Consider the following 14,903-nt stretch of genomic DNA (forward strand, 5'->3'; position numbering starts at 1 on the left):
TGCAAGTCTGGAAGCCGCAAACCAAATTTGGCTTGAGCCACGGATAAAATTTACCACATCGATCTCAAGGATGACTTTGTGTTACTTGTCCAACTTCTTCGACACTCAAATCTAACGCCTCTGCTACTTGTTCTACAGTCAACCCTGCTGCCAACATTGCTGGTATTGCTTTTAGTTTCCCTTTAACCTCACCTTGTTCAACACCTTCCTGAAAGGCTTCCTGATAAAATCTGGTTTGCTTTAACTCGCTTAAGCCAAACATTTCCTCTATCTCCTCCCTACTCATTGCAGGAAACTTGTAAGCCAAAATAGTCTCTATAAATTGTAATAATTGCTGCTGTTTTGGTGCTGAACTTAGTTCTGTCTATCAACTCCCTTGCTTTAGCGATCGCTATATCGTCGGTTGCAATTACTAATTTAGCAGTTGCAATGCCAATTGGAAGCGATGCAGCTTCACCTAATTCATCCAAATAAATGCGCCTGACGCGCCCACTTGTGAAAAACTCACGGTAATGTTTAATATCGCCTGTATCTACATTCCTGTTTGGGTATAAAACCACAGCACCCCAATCATTTAATGGTTGATTCTGACGGAGTATAAACGTATTTCTGCAATTAGCCGTGAATAAATTTCCCCATCAGCTTGAAATTGCACTTCAACAAAGTAAATCGGGTTCTCGCTTCCTTGTGTCGGTATAAACACACCATCTATTCTGAAGGCTGTTTGTTTGATTTCAACTGATGAAAATTGATAAAGGCTAGCTTTTTCTGGAAGATTACCAATAAGTTCAAAGAAGATATCAGGGAATTCTTGAAACAGCCGATAAAAGATGATATCTGTTTTCACATTTTTATATCACTTGAAGATTTTGATTTGCTGTTCATGTGTTACTTTGTTCTTCAGAACCATCTCGCACTTTCAGCAGTTGCTCTTTTGCCATCCCTAATATACGTGAAAGGGGCACTAATAAATTATCATCAAATGCTTCTCCTGCATAAATATTATTCAGTTCAGTAGGGGATAATTTAAAGGTGTCACAAAATTTAGTAAACTCCTGGTTACTCAAGTCAAGCTCTTTTTGTCTATCATGAAGTAAAACTGCGATCGCTCTAGTTCCATGCTTCGGACGCTCACTAGTTTTTACATATTTTTCCATTAAATAATTTACTTTTCTGGTATCACCGCCGATTTTTTTAATTAAATCAGTACAAGCCCTTTTCAGCGCTTTCTTTAAAACTTCTTCTTCATTTAAAATTTTAATAATTTCACTGGCATATTCTGGTTTAAAAAATCCCACCAAATTCCCTTGATGATAAACTGGTATATAAGGATTATTCGTTTCAACTTGCCAATCTAAAGGCTCATTACGTAGTGACATAGCTGCACCCCTAAATATTTTAAGATTGCACCATTTTAAAACCATTTATTCCTTAACTGCCAGTATTGATATTAGGAGCATCTCACTTTTGTAAAAATACCCTAACTCTGGCGATTAGAAATCGCAGTTATACAGACAAAACCCACCTCCGTGGGTTTCAAATTCCTGAAGTCCGCGCAACTGTTATGTATTTCTACCAGAACCTCGAACTCAACCAAAATAGCGATCGCCTTGTTCATCACCAAGTGGCTAAAGGGTTGCCAGAGGGGCGTTTGGTAGTCTTATGAGGCTATTGTTAGATATTTAAGCATAATGGGCATACTGTAAATATCAAGTAAGTAAGCATCGAAACAGGGTAAACAGTATGTTGACAACAACGTGGCAAGAAGAGATTGCATCCTTGAAGCAAAATTTGAACAAGGAAATAAATAAAATTTCACGTAATTATGATATTAATGTACGTAATCATATTTGTATAAATAACCTGAAATCAAAGTTAAAGCGATTAGATGAAATTGAAAATATTCTTAGTATAGATAAATATAAAATTGCTTTTATAGGTACTATCGGTCAAGGAAAAACGACAGCTATATGCCATCTTTTTAACTTAATAAGTGACTTCACAGTTTCCAATAATAGTGGTAGTAAAACGGAAAATGTAACTGGAACAAAAGAGTTGCTGTCAACAGGAGCAGGTAGAACTACTATATGTGAAGTAATTATCAAACCATCTGAAAAAACTTACATAGAGATAGAGCCTTATACAGTTGATGAAATGGAAAATATTATTTCTGAATTTTGCGAATATATTGCAAACAAAGATAATCCTAAAACAGATCAGAGAATAATTATTTCTAAAGAAGTTGAAAGAGCTATTAGGAATGTTATAGAAATGAAATCACGCTCTAAAACAATTTATGTTAGCAATAAACCAAAAAAAGAAACAATTGACCCAGCTAAAGAAAAATTTGATAAATTGGGATTAGATGAACTAAAAAAACTTGCGTTTAATAATGCAAAGCTTCAATCTCGAACTATAAATAAAATTGAATTTAATAATCAGAATAATGAGCAAGAGTGGATAAAAAATACCTTTGCTGCTATTAATGCTGCTGAGTTAAAAGAATTTGCTATTCCGAGAAAAATATATCTTTATGTGAGCCATGATGTTTTATCTGGTTCAAATTTATCTCAGTTTGATTCAGTCATTGATACTAAAGGACTTGATGAAAACCCAATTCGTAAAGACTTGAAGAAATATATTGAAAATCAGGATACTATCTGTCTCTTTGTAACTCCTTTCGCTGCTGCACCGGAAGCTAATATTACTAAATTAATAGGTTATCACCTTACATCTAAATCCAAGGACTTTAATCATAGATTTGTAACTTTGGTATTGCCTCACAAAGATGAACCTGAAAAAGTTAATGAATGTGACGGAGATTATGATACAGGAATTCAAATCAAAACAGATGAAATTCAAGCTACATTTGAGAAGTTAAACTTAGATTTCTTGATAGAAAATATCTTATTTTATGATGCATTGAGGTACTATCGTAATGATATCTACAGTGAAGAAAATATACAGGCGGATAAAGATGACTTTATCGAAGGTATAGCGGGTGTAGTAGAACGTAGACGAAATATTTTATTGGACGAAATCAAGAATATTCAAGAAAGTTTTACAAGAATAAAAAGCGGTAATGGTTTAACAGTATCAGAAATCGAGGCAATTGAAACTGCCATTAAAAAGATAAAAGATTTCGAGGATTTGAGTAAAAGAGTACAAAGTTTTCTTTATCAAGATAAAGGTCAACAAGATAAAGGTTTTGTTACTAAATATGTTGAACATTATCGTACCATTTATCCAGCATGGAATACTAAACACGCTATTCATAGAAACTTTGGCTTTTATGAGCCAAAGAATATAGATATATATTATGATATGAGGGTTTTTGCTGAGGGAATAAATGAAGATGAAATGTTGAAGAAGTTTACAAAACAACCAAAACAGGAATTAGAAAATATCCTGAATGACCTGACATCGGCAAATGAATCTTTAAAGACATTTATTCCTGAATTAATTATACAGCTTAACTCATTGTATGACGATTTTATAAGTGAAGTAGGAAAACAGATTCAAGAGGAAGCTCAAACTAAACTATCACCTCAAAGCGAAGATTCTAAATTCTGGGAGGCTCTAATTAATGAGAAAGGTAAGGTAAGACCTCCAGATCAAACCTATACAGACAATGTATGTCAGACATTGAAGCACGAACTTGAAAAAGAGAAAAGTTTAAACAATTTTTTAGAGATTCAAGCAGAAAAATATTGGAAAAAGTTAGTTATTAAACTATTAAGCTTTTTCGGAGAAAAATAGACAGATAGCGATTGGAAATTGCATAGTAAATACAGAGGACGCAATATTATTGCGTCCTGATAATTCATTTTTTACCTAAATAAAACTTACTATCTATGAATAGCTTAAGTGAAGAAATATCCATCCAACTAAAGATATACAAGAGAAGTTATACAGAATATACAAAATGCTTAATTAGAGGAAGAGAAATTGTTATTGGTGGAAGACCAGAAGAAAAAGTTAGGCAAATATTTATCTATTTTTTGGTAAATAAAAGTGGTTTATTTCCAAATGAAATTGATATCAAAGTTGAATCTAATAATCATGATATAGAAATATATAAAACTGTCAAAAATAAATATTTTAAACCATATCACCCTCCTTTGATGATTGTGGAAGTGAAGCGAGAAGAAGAAAACTTACATAATCATGAGGAACAGATTGAAAGATACCTAAAAAAATCTGGTTCAGAAATAGGTGTTTTATATAATTATCATGAAATTATTGCATACACAAAAAAAGACGCAGTATTTACAAGTGATTATCTCAATAGTCTTAAAGATATACCACCGTTAATTTTACAAAATTCTAATAAGTTAGAGAAGGATATATTAGAATTTGAAAAAGCTGTACACGGAAGTTTTGATAGTTTTATTTATCTTGTTAAGAAGTATGGTGAATATAAACTGAATACAATAAGTTTTAGACTTAAAGGTGAACAATTACCTGTATCAGGCACTTTCTTTGAGTCTCAAGATCATCAGGTGAACTATCTTAAAAATGGTAAAAGACGGCAAAGCTTAAATTATCAAGATTTTGAAAAGCTAGTTTCTATTATTTATTGACAAATAGAAGGTGTTTCCAAGTAACAAATGAGGGTAAGAAAAATGGTAGAAATTATTCTTCCTAGTCTTGACGAGTATCGCACAGAAAATTGTCTGCGATCGCATCATCAAATAAATAGGGACAATGCTCTGGAAAAGTTCGTAATGGTAAGTTAGTTTCTCGTAGCGCCAAATCTACTCCCGCTTCAAAGCCATCTAACAAAGCTTCTTCGATTCAAGACTTTAAGCTGGGGTTCTGCCGCAGATGCCTATGGATGGCACGGCGCTGTTCTCGAATTGTTAAAAACCAATTGCGAGAGCGTTGTTCGGGTTGATACTCCCACTTCAAGAGATGACTGAGTAATACACTCAGACGACTCACGAGTTCCCGATACTCCTGTCTGCCCAAAGCTTGAATTTCCTCTTGCAGGTGTTGCCAGTCTAGTTCCATAACTAGCCTCTGTTCTAATGCTTTAGCCTGCTGCTGTGTCCAGCCATAGAAGTCTTGTTCATACAAAAAAGGTTTGTCCATAGAGTTAAATCTTGCCAGCAACGACCACGAGCTAGTTTGATAATTTAAATTCAATCTTGAACAAATATTCAACTTGCTTTAGCTTCATCCCCAGATGCTTCAGCCACAGCAGCCAATCTATCTGCCGCAGCTTGAACAATCTGAGCCACTTGACTCAGAGGCATATACTTGATTTGTCTAAGAATCAGGCTCAAATCTGAGTTTTCTGGTAGTGGCTTGCCATTTAAGTAGCCGAGTAACTGCTCTAAGGTGTAACCGGCTCTTGCTGCAATTTTTGCCAAGTTTTCAGTATCTGGAACGCTGTCACCTCTTTCCCACGACTGAACAGCGGTAGTAGAAACTCCCAAAAGCTTACCAAAGGCTCTCTGACTCATGGAGCCACGAGTTGTTTTGACGATTTCTACCAGTTTCTCTCTACCTTCTGTATTCACGGCTTGGTAGTTACTCAACTGTATTTACAAGTTTACTTATACGTTTATTAGTTTGTATGAATTTATCTAACGTTATACTTTGTTAATCTAGACTAACTACCCCTGTTAGTCATATATTTAATATGTAACTGTAATAAAGCAGGAACTGCTAACCCAGTAATTTTTAGCTTAAAAGACTTCGCTTGTTAAGGCAAGGAAGCTAGTAAGGGTATTACTGCCAATCAATATACGAAGACGGTGCATCATGTTTCACAAGCCACGCAAACTTAATCAATATCGCCGCAAAGGTAAAAACCTTATAGCCACTAATAAAATTAAACCAGAACAGTGGCATATTTCGGAGGCTGAAGCGCAAGAAGCCCTGAAAGCTAAAGGCTACGACGTGAAGCAAATCAAGAAAATCCACCGTCTGAAGCATCAGATATGTATTTCCTACTGGGATGCAAAAGGTAACGTATGCAGCAGCTTTTTTAGCTACCGGATTTTTGCGCGTTGGCAAGAAGAAGCAGAAAAGTTAATTTATACCTGCCAAACCCTGAAGGAATGGGCGAAGCTAAATTACGTTATGAAGTACGAATTTGCCTATTACCATTATCCCAGTGAAATGGAAGATGCACTTCACGAAATATTAGAAAACCACTTATGTGTGTTAAAAGCAACTGCACAAAAAGTGGTTTTACAGGATATTTAACAATAAAAATTAGTTAGCGGCAGAAGTCGCTAACTCCGCGAGACGTTCTTGCTGGTCTAGAGATATGCAAGATTGGATAAGCGTCTCTAAATCACCCTCCAGAACAGGGTTAAGAGAATAATTCTGACCTAAGCGGTGGTCAGTAGCGCGGTTATCTTTATAATTATAAGTGCGAATTTTTTCCGATCGCGATCCAGTACCAACCTGCGATCGCCGCATGGAAGTTACAGCCTCCTGTTGTTCGCTTAACTTGATTTCATACAACTTCGCCCGCAGAATTTGCATCGCCCGTTCTTTGTTTTGCAACTGGCTGCGTTCTTCTGTACAGAAAATGCGTATTCCGGTTGGTTTGTGCATCAAGTCAACGGCTGTTTCCACCTTGTTGACGTTTTGTCCACCAGCACCGCCAGAACGAGCTGTGGTCATTTCAATATCTTTCGGGTCAATATGAATTTCCACATCATCGACCTCTGGCATAATCGCCACAGTAGCTGTGGAAGTATGAACCCGTCCCCCAGATTCAGTTGCCGGTACGCGCTGCACACGATGCACTCCAGCTTCAAACTTCAACTGGCTGTAAACGTCATTACCTTTAATTTCTAGAATCACCTCTTTCCAGCCACCCATTTCTCCTCGAGATTCGCTCACTAGAGAAACTTTCCAACCTTGAGTCTGGGCATAGCGGGTGTACATCTGCATCAAATCGCCAGCCCAAATACTCGCTTCATCGCCACCAGTACCAGCGCGAATTTCCAACATGATATTCTTTTCATCATTGGGGTCGCGTGGTAGCAGTAAAACTTTCAAGCGAGACTCTAAATATTCTATTTTTTGTTCAAGTTCCTTTACTTCCAGTGCTGCCATTTCTTGCAACTCTGGGTCACTGGCAGATTCTTTGTAAACCTGACGCGCTCCACTCAAGTCTTCTTGGGCTGCTTTCCAAATTTCATAGGTATTAACTACCTCTTCCAAAGAAGAACGAGACTTAGCAATTTCTTGATACTCATCAGGATTGCTAGCGGTATCGGGGTCGCCAAGACGACGTGTTAACTCATTAAAGGTTTGCTCAACGGATTTTAGTTTATCCAGTAAGTATGATTCAGCCATGACGAGTGCGATCGCTCCTTAAAAAAATAACAAATTGGCTCGAGCATATAAATGAAAATCGACCCAGCTGATGCAGGGCCGTCGTTAACAGCAGAGCCAACCCGCTACTTTTTGTTTTGATCGTCGCCAGATGTTTGAGTGCTGCTCATGCCGTACTTGCGGAGGAAGCGCTCTACTCGACCTTCAGTGTCAATAATCTTCTGAGTACCGGTGTAAAATGGGTGATTTCCAGACCAAACATCTACGTGCAATTCTGGCTTGGTAGAGCCAATGGTCATAACAACTTGACCGTTGCAGTAAACTTTAGCATCTGGATACCACTTGGGGTGAATATCAGCTTTAGCCATTGTTCTTTTTGTGATGAATCTATATAAATTATAACTTTCAGGTTTCAATTGGAGCTAGGGAGTGGAGAGTGGGCAGATGAGGGATATGAGGCAGTGGGAAGAAACCAATGCCCAATGCCCCATGCCCCATACCCTAACGCTTAGAGTACTGAGGCGCTTTCCGAGCTTTATGTAAACCATATTTCTTCCGTTCTTTTGCTCTCGGATCGCGAGTCAAATAACCTTCGGTTTTCAAAGGTGGGCGGTTGTCTGGGTCTAGTTGGCACAAAGCACGAGCAACTCCCAAACGGACAGAATCAGCCTGTCCGGTCAAGCCGCCGCCTTCTGCTTTCACCAAAATGTCATATTCGTTTTCTAGTCCCAGAGTTTCCAGGGGTGCTTTGATCACTCCCAGGTAGTTGGGGTTGAATTGGAAATACAAGGTTCCATCTTTACCATTCACAGTCAGTTGACCGGTGCCTGGAACCAAGCGTACCCTTGCTACTGCATTCTTACGACGACCAGTACCCCAGTATACGGCGCGACCGCTATTAGCATCTGCTACTACCATTAATTTTCTTCTCCAGGAATTGTACTAACTTTTAGTTCTTTAGGTTTTTGAGCATCATGGGGATGCGTAGGCCCAGCGTAAACTTTCAACTTGGTGAACAGCTGCTTACCGAGGCTATTTTTAGGTAGCATACCTTTAACAGCTTGTTCTAAAATTCGCTCTGGTATGCGGTCTTGCAGTTTAGCGAAAGTTTCCGTTTTCATCCCGCCGGGGCGACCAGAATGGCGGCGGTAAAGCTTTTGAGTGCGCTTTTTGCCTGTGACTGCTACTTTCTCGGCATTGATGACGATTACGAAGTCACCTGTATCTAGATGAGGTGTATATTCGGGTTTCTTTTTGCCTCTCAATACCTGAGCGATTTCGCTAGCGAGGCGACCAAGGCGTTTATCGGTGGCATCTACTATGTACCACTCACGCTCAAGGGTTGCTTGAGAAGGAAGGTATGTTTTAACTGTTGTCATTTATCATTTGTCCTTTGTCATTTTTAATTTGTCATTAGTCATTTGTCATTAGTCATTTGTCAGTTGTCCTTTGTTATTCACTAATGACCATTGTAGAGACGCGATTAATCGCGTCTCTACTGACCAATGACTAATGACTCTTGACTAGTGACGAACTTTGGCAAGGTGTCGTACCAAATCTCTTTTGGAAAGGGAAAATCGGGATAGCCGATTCGCAACAAGCACAAGCCTTGAGGCGGTGCGGCGTATTTCACTTCTTCCCGGCGTTGTTCTTTCCAGAGTTCGGTGAAGCTAGAAAGTGTTCGTTGTCCAGAACCTACTTGTACCAGCATCCCTACCAACAGCCGTACCATGCCATACAAAAATCCATCTGCCTGTATTTCAATATGGATAAATGGCCCACTGCGACGACACTCTGCTGCTTGCACCTCTACCCAGGAATGCGATCGCTTTGAGCCTGCACGGTGAAAAGCAGCTAAGTGATGTTTTCCCAAGAGAGGTTTCAAGGCAGCTTGGATTAAAGATTCATCCAGGGGTGCATAATAATAATGCCAACTGAAGGGTCTTACAAACAAGTTTTGTCGATCTTCAGTATATATTGTGTAGCGATACCGTCGATAGGCTGCACTAAAGCGAGCGTGCCAACGGTTATCGACACTAGTTGAAGCCCTGATTAATATATCTGGCGGCAGATAGCTGTTGAGGATTGTTGCCCACTTGTGAGGCGGAATTAAACCTGTAGCTTCAAAATGGGCTACTTGAGCAGCAGCATGAACTCCTGAATCGGTTCGCCCAGCACCATGTAATGTCACATGATGCCCAAGAATAGTAGCGATCGCAATTTCGATCTCTTCTTGGACTGTCCGGTGTTGTTTTTGCCTTTGCCAGCCATGAAAATGAGTGCCCAGGTATTGGATTACCAAGGCTACTCGATGAGTTTGTGTAGGCTGGTGGCTTTCTAACATACAGATTTTGTCCTACGCTACGGGAAGCCGCCAAAGGGCGTCTATGTCTTTTGTCTTTTGTCATTTGTCAGTTGGCCTTTGTTATTCACTAATGACCAATGACTAAATGACTTAAACCAATTCAATTATTGCCATTTTTGCATTATCACCCCGACGCGGTACGGTACGCAGGATGCGGGTATAACCGCCCTGGCGATCGCCATATCGAGTTGGAGCTTGCTCAAATAGAGCGTGAACCAGTTGTTTGTCGAAGATATAGCCAAGGGCTTCCCGGCGTGCTGCCAAGGAGCCATTTTTGGCTAGGGTAATCATTTTTTCCACTTCACTTCGCAGAACTTTCGCTCTAATTAAAGTGGTGGTGATCTTACCATGACGGATCAGTTCGGTGGCGAGCGATCGCAATAAAGCACGGCGTTGATCGGCTGGTTTACTGAGTTTTTTGACGCGACAACGGTGACGCATAATTATGCACTATGAATTATGAACGGTTTTTCTTAAGGGTGTTTAGAGCCTCTTTCCATTGGCAGGGTGATGCCCAAGCGTCGCTGCAAAGCTTCCACAACTTCTTCTGCTGACTTCTGCCCAAAGTTCTTAATTTCTAAGAGGTCTTCTTGGGTATAATCCAACAAATCTGCCACAGAATTAACTTGCGCCCGTTTGAGACAGTTATATGCCCGCACAGAAAGTTGTAACTCTTCGATGGGTATCTGGGCAGTTGGGTCGTCTGGAATATCCGAACCTGTGTCTGTTGGTTCTAGGGAGATGTCTTTCAACGGGTTGAATAAATCTACCAAGATCGCAGCGGCCGAAGATAGTGCTTCCTGGGGAGAAATACTGCCATTTGTCCAAACTTCCAACAGTAGTCGGTCTTTTGGAATCAAGCCTTCCCCACGAGATTCTTCAACACTGTAGTTGACTTTTCGCACTGGCATAAATATCGAGTCGATTTGGAGAAAATCCAAAGATGTGGCTTCCTCACGTCCTCGCTCTACTGTGCGATAGCCTTTGCCTTTCTCGATCCGAAATTCCATTTCCAGCTTTCCACCCTCAGCGATTGTGGCTACATACTGAGTCGGATCTATGATCTCTACTTCACTGGGCAAATCAAAATGCGCCGCAGTGATTGTTGCAGGGCCGCTAACGAGTAATCTACCAATTTGAGGCTGCGAAGAATAGTTTTTCAGGATAACTTCCTTCATTCTCATGAGGATTTCCAGCACATCTTCCCGCACGCCTGGAACTGTAGCAAACTCGTGTGAAACGCCTGCAATCCGCACGGCTGTAACTGCTGTACCTTCTAGGTTAGACAGTAAAACCCGCCGCAGTGCGTTGCCAACAGTTGTTCCTTGACCGCGTTCTAGAGGTTCCAGAACAAATTTACTGTAATGGTTCCGACTTTCGTCAGTATTCGACTCTACACATTCAATTTGAAACTGCGCCACGGATGAGCCTCCCTTTTTCTAAGGTGCTGCTAGCAGACAAATCAATTGCCTCCAGAATTGAATTTATGTCCTGTAGATTATAGGTATATCAAACTATTAGTATAAAATTACGGTATAGTTTGACACTCCCATTGAGCTTGCAGGCGCTAATAATATTTTCGGTAGCCCGAAGCTTAACAGCTTTCCCGGCGGGAAAATCTGATGTGCTTCTGGTCGCCCAAGTTTTCACCCAATGACAGTTTGCACGTTAGACGCTCAAGCGGTCATTACTGGATGTAACTTTTCCTCCTCACTGCCCAAGTCTTGGTATTTAAACTCGACGGCGCTTAGGTGGACGACAACCATTGTGAGGAATCGGGGTAATATCCCGAATCAGTGTAATTTCCAGTCCTGCTCCTTGAAGTGCCCGGATAGCGGTTTCTCTACCTGCTCCTGGCCCACTGACCATTACTTCAATTTGGCGCATTCCTTGATCAATAGCTCGACGGGCTGCACTTTCAGCAGCGGTTTGTGCTGCAAAGGGAGTTCCCTTTTTTGCTCCCTTAAAACCGCTAGAACCAGCACTAGCCCAGGAGATCACATCTCCATTTTGATCGGTAATGGTGACAATGCTATTGTTGAAAGTAGACTGGATGTAGGCCATCCCACTGGGTACATTCCGTTTCTGCTTCTTGCTCCCGGATTTTTTAGTTGGTTGTCTCGCCATACTTGTTTAGTTGATTTAAGGTAAAACTTGCTCGGATTAGCAATTGCAAAATTATTTCCCTGGAGCCTTCTTCTTCCCAGCCACTGTCTGCCTTCTGCCTCGACGGGTTCTAGCATTGGTGCGAGTTCTTTGTCCTCTGACTGGTAAGCCCATGCGATGACGACGACCTCTGTAGGTACCAATGTCAACTAAGCGCTTGATGTTCAAAGACTCCAAGCGCCGCAAGTCGCCTTCAACTTGATAGTTGGTTTCGATTTCCCCTCGTAGGGCTGTCACATCGGCATCACTTAAGTCCTTAACGCGAGTATCTGGGTTCACACCAGTAGCCGCTATAATTTCTTGAGAACGTGATAAACCAATTCCGTAAATGTAAGTCAGACCGATCTCGACGCGCTTATCGCGTGGAAGGTCTACTCCGGCAATACGTGCCACAATGAACTCTCCCTATTGTTCTCGCAATTACTGTTGGTTGGAAAAACGTGATTAATCGCGTCTTTTCGTTTTAATGATGATATGCGTCCTGCAACTGGCTCTGTTGGTAAGAGCGTTATCCTTGACGTTGTTTGTGCTTGGGGTTCACGCAGATCACCATGACGCGACCACGACGTTTGATCACGTTACACTTTTCACAAATTTTCTTGACTGAAGCTCTAACTTTCATGCCTTTTATTTTTTGACTCCAAATATAAAATTATAGCATTTCTAGGGAAGTTAATCCAGTTGAATGACTAATAAACAGTCAAAAAAATGGTTTTATGGTAAAATTCTCTACATATACTTACTTCTTTCGTAGTCGATAGGTAATTCTGCCTTTGGTCAAGTCGTAGGGAGTTAACTCTACCTTGACGCGATCGCCGGGCAAAATCTTGATATAATTTCGGCGAATCTTGCCGGAAATGTGTGCCAGCACGTTAAAGCCATTGTCCAAGTCAACGCGAAACATCGCATTGGGCAAGGACTCTGTAACCGTGCCTTCCATTTCAATCAAATCTTGCTTAGACAATTTGTTTTTTCCTCAACTCAACAATTTCGTGTTCAGTTGCAGCGCTTCATCTGCAAAGAAACACATTTTAAGAAATATATCAACAGTTTATTAATATATCTTAGCTAAAATTGATCTTCTTCTTGGTAGGGGGAAGTGGGTAGTAGGGAATTATCTACTCCTTATTCCCCTTCTTTTCAGAAAGCGATTACCTTTTGTAGTTCACCAGTGACATCTTCTTGGGACTGATTGCCATTGACTGTTAGGAGTTTTTCGCGATCGCCATAATAATCAATTAGAGGTGCAGTTTCAGCACGATATACTTCTAAACGACGACGAATAACCTCTTCCGTATCATCTTTTCGTCCTCTAGCTAGCAAACGTGCGATCACAATTTCATCTGGTGCATCTAGATTGACTACCCTTTCGCCACCTTGATGTATTGCTTTCAACAACTTCTCCAGAAAAGCTGCTTGGGTCACTTTTCGGGGAAAGCCATCCAGAATCCAACCATTTTTGGCATCTGGTTGGCTGAGGCGCTCCTGTACCAAGTCCTCCACTAGCTGGTCGGGTACTAACTCGCCGCTATCGACATAACTTTGAGCTTTGATTCCCAAAGGAGTCTGCTCTTTCATGGCTTGTCTCAATATTTCACCAGTAGAAATATGGGGAATATTCAAGTGTTCAGCCAAGGTTTGAGCTTGTGTTCCTTTACCCGCTCCAGGTGGCCCCAAGAAGATTAATCGCGTCACTATTATTTCACCATTCCTTCATAGCGCTGAGAGATGACATAAGTTTGGACTTGTTTGGCTGTCTCAATTGCCACACCAACTAAAATTAACAACGAGGTTGCACCTATGCCCCGGAAAGTTTTCACATTCAAAGCGCTTTCTACGGCTGTGGGGATAATGGCAACAAAGCCCAAAAAGATCGCACCCAAAAAAGTTAGTCGGTTGGAAACGCGTTCGATATACTCGCTAGTTGCCTTACCGGGACGAATTCCAGGAATACTAGAACCCATTTTCTTCAAGTTTTGCGCTACGTCTACTGGGTTGAGAATCAACGAAGAATAAAAATAGCTGAAGAAAACGATGGAAACCATGTACACCAAGGCATAGACCCAGGAGCTAGAACCGCCTGGACTCAAATAAGTGTTAACTATATTCGCCAATTCGGCATTTTTAGTAAAATTGGCGATCAGCAGTGGCAAGCTAAGGATGGCAGCAGCAAAAATAATTGGCATTACGCCGCCTTGATTTAACCGCAGGGGCAGATAGCTACGTTGCTCTGCCAAAACTCGCCGACCTACTTGGCGACGAGCCGAAATAATTGGGATGCGGCGCATTCCTTCCTGGACAATCACAATACCAACAATTGTCGCTAGGAAAACTAAGATCAGCACGATCACGCGACCGACTGCTTCCCTACCGCCAACTTGCACCAAGTCGATGGTATCGCCCAAAGCTTTTGGTAAAGAAGCGACAATGTTGACAAAAATCAACAATGATGCTCCGTTACCAATTCCCCGTTCTGTAATCAGTTCTGATGCCCACATGACGAACATCGAACCAGCTGTCAGAGCGATCGCAGTTTCAGCGACAAATATCGGCCCTGGCTTTAAGGCGAATTGCTGGAGGAATAATGCCGAAAAAGCTGTACTTTGAAGAATTGCCCAAACTACAGTGACATAGCGGGTAATTTGCGATATTTTTCGCCGACCGGCTTCGCCTTCATTTTTCTGTAAATTTTCTAAAGATGGAATCGCCGCAGTCAGCAATTGGATGATAATAGACGCATTAATGAAGGGCAAAATCCCTAAAGCAAAGACTCCCAAAGTCGAAAGTCCTCTCCCGGAAAATATATCCAATAAGCCGAATATGGAATTACTGCCCGATATAGCTTCGGCAAATCTCGGTCTATCAATCCCTGGTACGGGTAAGAAAATACCCAGGCGAACCAAAATTAAAATACCGACGGTGACAAGCAGCCTACCTCTGAGGCCAGCTGCCTGCGCCATCTGCATAAAAGTTTCTTGAGCCGTTGGGGCTTTATCTCGACTGATCATAGAGTGCTACCTTTATAGTGAACCAAGCACTGGCAGCGAGTTGGCTTGCATTTAAGTGCGCT

General features: G+C 41.0%; 19 protein-coding genes and 2 pseudogenes. 4 read left to right on the forward strand and 17 right to left on the reverse strand.

All coding sequences use genetic code 11. The features are described from left to right. Positions 1–64: 64 nt before the first annotated feature. Positions 65–847: pseudogene (locus V7K60_RS35010) on the reverse strand (Rpn family recombination-promoting nuclease/putative transposase). Positions 848–881: 34 nt separating this feature from the next. Next, the gene (locus tag V7K60_RS01980; RefSeq protein ID WP_334922521.1) at positions 882–1,424 is read right to left on the reverse strand and encodes a hypothetical protein; all 543 of its coding nucleotides are present in this window, start codon (positions 1,422–1,424) and stop codon (positions 882–884) included. 20 nt (positions 1,425–1,444) lie between these two features. On the opposite strand from V7K60_RS01980, the gene V7K60_RS01985 reads away from it, so the two are divergent. The 3 genes from V7K60_RS01985 (at position 1,445) to V7K60_RS01995 (ending at position 4,583) form a co-directional block, all read left to right on the forward strand. Then, positions 1,445–1,666, forward strand: coding sequence for a hypothetical protein (locus V7K60_RS01985; protein WP_334922523.1), 222 nt, complete (start codon positions 1,445–1,447; stop codon positions 1,664–1,666). A 77-nt stretch (positions 1,667–1,743) separates the two neighbouring features. After that, positions 1,744–3,759 (forward strand): hypothetical protein, encoded by a 2,016-nt coding sequence (locus V7K60_RS01990; RefSeq protein WP_334922525.1) that lies wholly within the window; start codon positions 1,744–1,746, stop codon positions 3,757–3,759. A 95-nt stretch (positions 3,760–3,854) separates the two neighbouring features. Then, on the forward strand, positions 3,855–4,583 hold the full coding sequence (locus V7K60_RS01995) for a type I restriction enzyme HsdR N-terminal domain-containing protein (protein WP_334922527.1): 729 nt from the start codon (positions 3,855–3,857) through the stop codon (positions 4,581–4,583). Positions 4,584–4,644: 61 nt separating this feature from the next. Here the strand turns inward: V7K60_RS01995 and V7K60_RS02000 are convergent. Together V7K60_RS02000 and V7K60_RS02005 are read right to left on the reverse strand one after the other, a co-directional pair. Beyond that, positions 4,645–5,094 (reverse strand): annotated as a pseudogene (locus tag V7K60_RS02000) (DUF29 domain-containing protein). Positions 5,095–5,162: 68 nt separating this feature from the next. Beyond that, complete coding sequence (locus tag V7K60_RS02005; protein WP_229497738.1) at positions 5,163–5,525, reverse strand: helix-turn-helix domain-containing protein; 363 nt, start codon at positions 5,523–5,525, stop codon at positions 5,163–5,165. 244 nt (positions 5,526–5,769) lie between these two features. Here V7K60_RS02005 and V7K60_RS02010 point away from each other — a divergent pair, with 244 nt between their 5' ends. After that, positions 5,770–6,216: a hypothetical protein gene (locus V7K60_RS02010; protein ID WP_334922528.1), complete on the forward strand. Its 447-nt coding sequence runs from the start codon at positions 5,770–5,772 to the stop codon at positions 6,214–6,216. Positions 6,217–6,225: 9 nt separating this feature from the next. Here the strand turns inward: V7K60_RS02010 and prfA are convergent, their stop codons facing one another. The 13 genes from prfA to secY form a co-directional block, all read right to left on the reverse strand. Continuing rightward, positions 6,226–7,323 carry a peptide chain release factor 1 gene (gene prfA / locus V7K60_RS02015; RefSeq protein ID WP_334922530.1) on the reverse strand — a complete coding sequence of 366 codons (1,098 nt, stop codon included), beginning with the start codon at positions 7,321–7,323 and terminating at the stop codon, positions 6,226–6,228. Positions 7,324–7,427: 104 nt separating this feature from the next. Next, positions 7,428–7,670 carry a 50S ribosomal protein L31 gene (gene rpmE, locus V7K60_RS02020; protein ID WP_109011936.1) on the reverse strand — a complete coding sequence of 81 codons (243 nt, stop codon included), beginning with the start codon at positions 7,668–7,670 and terminating at the stop codon, positions 7,428–7,430. A 133-nt stretch (positions 7,671–7,803) separates the two neighbouring features. Then, on the reverse strand, positions 7,804–8,220 hold the full coding sequence (gene rpsI, locus V7K60_RS02025; protein ID WP_229547641.1) for a 30S ribosomal protein S9: 417 nt from the start codon (positions 8,218–8,220) through the stop codon (positions 7,804–7,806). Then, positions 8,220–8,681: a 50S ribosomal protein L13 gene (rplM, locus tag V7K60_RS02030; protein ID WP_012410699.1), complete on the reverse strand. Its 462-nt coding sequence runs from the start codon at positions 8,679–8,681 to the stop codon at positions 8,220–8,222. Before rplM ends, rpsI begins: the two co-directional genes overlap by 1 nt. A gap of 116 nt (positions 8,682–8,797) precedes the next feature. Continuing rightward, entirely contained in the window at positions 8,798–9,646 is an 849-nt protein-coding gene (gene truA, locus V7K60_RS02035) for a tRNA pseudouridine(38-40) synthase TruA (RefSeq protein ID WP_334922533.1), read from the reverse strand. A 111-nt stretch (positions 9,647–9,757) separates the two neighbouring features. Next, a complete protein-coding gene (rplQ, locus tag V7K60_RS02040; RefSeq protein ID WP_069070759.1) occupies positions 9,758–10,108 on the reverse strand; it encodes a 50S ribosomal protein L17 in 351 nt (116 codons plus the stop codon). A 32-nt stretch (positions 10,109–10,140) separates the two neighbouring features. Further along, entirely contained in the window at positions 10,141–11,088 is a 948-nt protein-coding gene (locus V7K60_RS02045; protein WP_104906412.1) for a DNA-directed RNA polymerase subunit alpha, read from the reverse strand. A gap of 310 nt (positions 11,089–11,398) precedes the next feature. Next, a complete protein-coding gene (rpsK, locus tag V7K60_RS02050) occupies positions 11,399–11,794 on the reverse strand; it encodes a 30S ribosomal protein S11 (RefSeq protein ID WP_012410703.1) in 396 nt (131 codons plus the stop codon). A 51-nt stretch (positions 11,795–11,845) separates the two neighbouring features. Beyond that, the gene (rpsM, locus tag V7K60_RS02055) at positions 11,846–12,226 is read right to left on the reverse strand and encodes a 30S ribosomal protein S13 (RefSeq protein ID WP_104906411.1); all 381 of its coding nucleotides are present in this window, start codon (positions 12,224–12,226) and stop codon (positions 11,846–11,848) included. 115 nt (positions 12,227–12,341) lie between these two features. Next, on the reverse strand, positions 12,342–12,455 hold the full coding sequence (gene rpmJ / locus V7K60_RS02060) for a 50S ribosomal protein L36 (protein ID WP_015129703.1): 114 nt from the start codon (positions 12,453–12,455) through the stop codon (positions 12,342–12,344). A 117-nt stretch (positions 12,456–12,572) separates the two neighbouring features. Further along, entirely contained in the window at positions 12,573–12,797 is a 225-nt protein-coding gene (infA, locus tag V7K60_RS02065) for a translation initiation factor IF-1 (RefSeq protein WP_006276978.1), read from the reverse strand. A 176-nt stretch (positions 12,798–12,973) separates the two neighbouring features. Continuing rightward, entirely contained in the window at positions 12,974–13,528 is a 555-nt protein-coding gene (locus V7K60_RS02070) for an adenylate kinase (protein ID WP_334922537.1), read from the reverse strand. A 2-nt stretch (positions 13,529–13,530) separates the two neighbouring features. Continuing rightward, on the reverse strand, positions 13,531–14,841 hold the full coding sequence (secY, locus tag V7K60_RS02075) for a preprotein translocase subunit SecY (protein WP_334922539.1): 1,311 nt from the start codon (positions 14,839–14,841) through the stop codon (positions 13,531–13,533). Between the last annotated feature and the right edge of the window lie 62 nt (positions 14,842–14,903).

It is taken from the genome of Nostoc sp. (genome assembly GCF_036917555.1).
GTDB lineage: Bacteria > Cyanobacteriota > Cyanobacteriia > Cyanobacteriales > Nostocaceae > Nostoc.

Coding starts and splice junctions, on each gene's coding strand:
- V7K60_RS01980 (WP_334922521.1), bottom strand. CDS start 1,424: ATGGTTTTAAAATGGTGCAATCTTAAAATATTTAGGGGTGCAGCTATG.
- V7K60_RS01990 (WP_334922525.1), top strand. CDS start 1,744: ATGTTGACAACAACGTGGCAAGAAGAGATTGCATCCTTGAAGCAAAAT.
- V7K60_RS01995 (WP_334922527.1), top strand. CDS start 3,855: ATGAATAGCTTAAGTGAAGAAATATCCATCCAACTAAAGATATACAAG.
- V7K60_RS02010 (WP_334922528.1), top strand. CDS start 5,770: ATGTTTCACAAGCCACGCAAACTTAATCAATATCGCCGCAAAGGTAAA.
- prfA (WP_334922530.1), bottom strand. CDS start 7,323: ATGGCTGAATCATACTTACTGGATAAACTAAAATCCGTTGAGCAAACC.
- rpmE (WP_109011936.1), bottom strand. CDS start 7,670: ATGGCTAAAGCTGATATTCACCCCAAGTGGTATCCAGATGCTAAAGTT.
- rpsI (WP_229547641.1), bottom strand. CDS start 8,220: ATGGTAGTAGCAGATGCTAATAGCGGTCGCGCCGTATACTGGGGTACT.
- rplM (WP_012410699.1), bottom strand. CDS start 8,681: ATGACAACAGTTAAAACATACCTTCCTTCTCAAGCAACCCTTGAGCGT.
- truA (WP_334922533.1), bottom strand. CDS start 9,646: ATGTTAGAAAGCCACCAGCCTACACAAACTCATCGAGTAGCCTTGGTA.
- rplQ (WP_069070759.1), bottom strand. CDS start 10,108: ATGCGTCACCGTTGTCGCGTCAAAAAACTCAGTAAACCAGCCGATCAA.
- rpsK (WP_012410703.1), bottom strand. CDS start 11,794: ATGGCGAGACAACCAACTAAAAAATCCGGGAGCAAGAAGCAGAAACGG.
- rpmJ (WP_015129703.1), bottom strand. CDS start 12,455: ATGAAAGTTAGAGCTTCAGTCAAGAAAATTTGTGAAAAGTGTAACGTG.
- secY (WP_334922539.1), bottom strand. CDS start 14,841: ATGATCAGTCGAGATAAAGCCCCAACGGCTCAAGAAACTTTTATGCAG.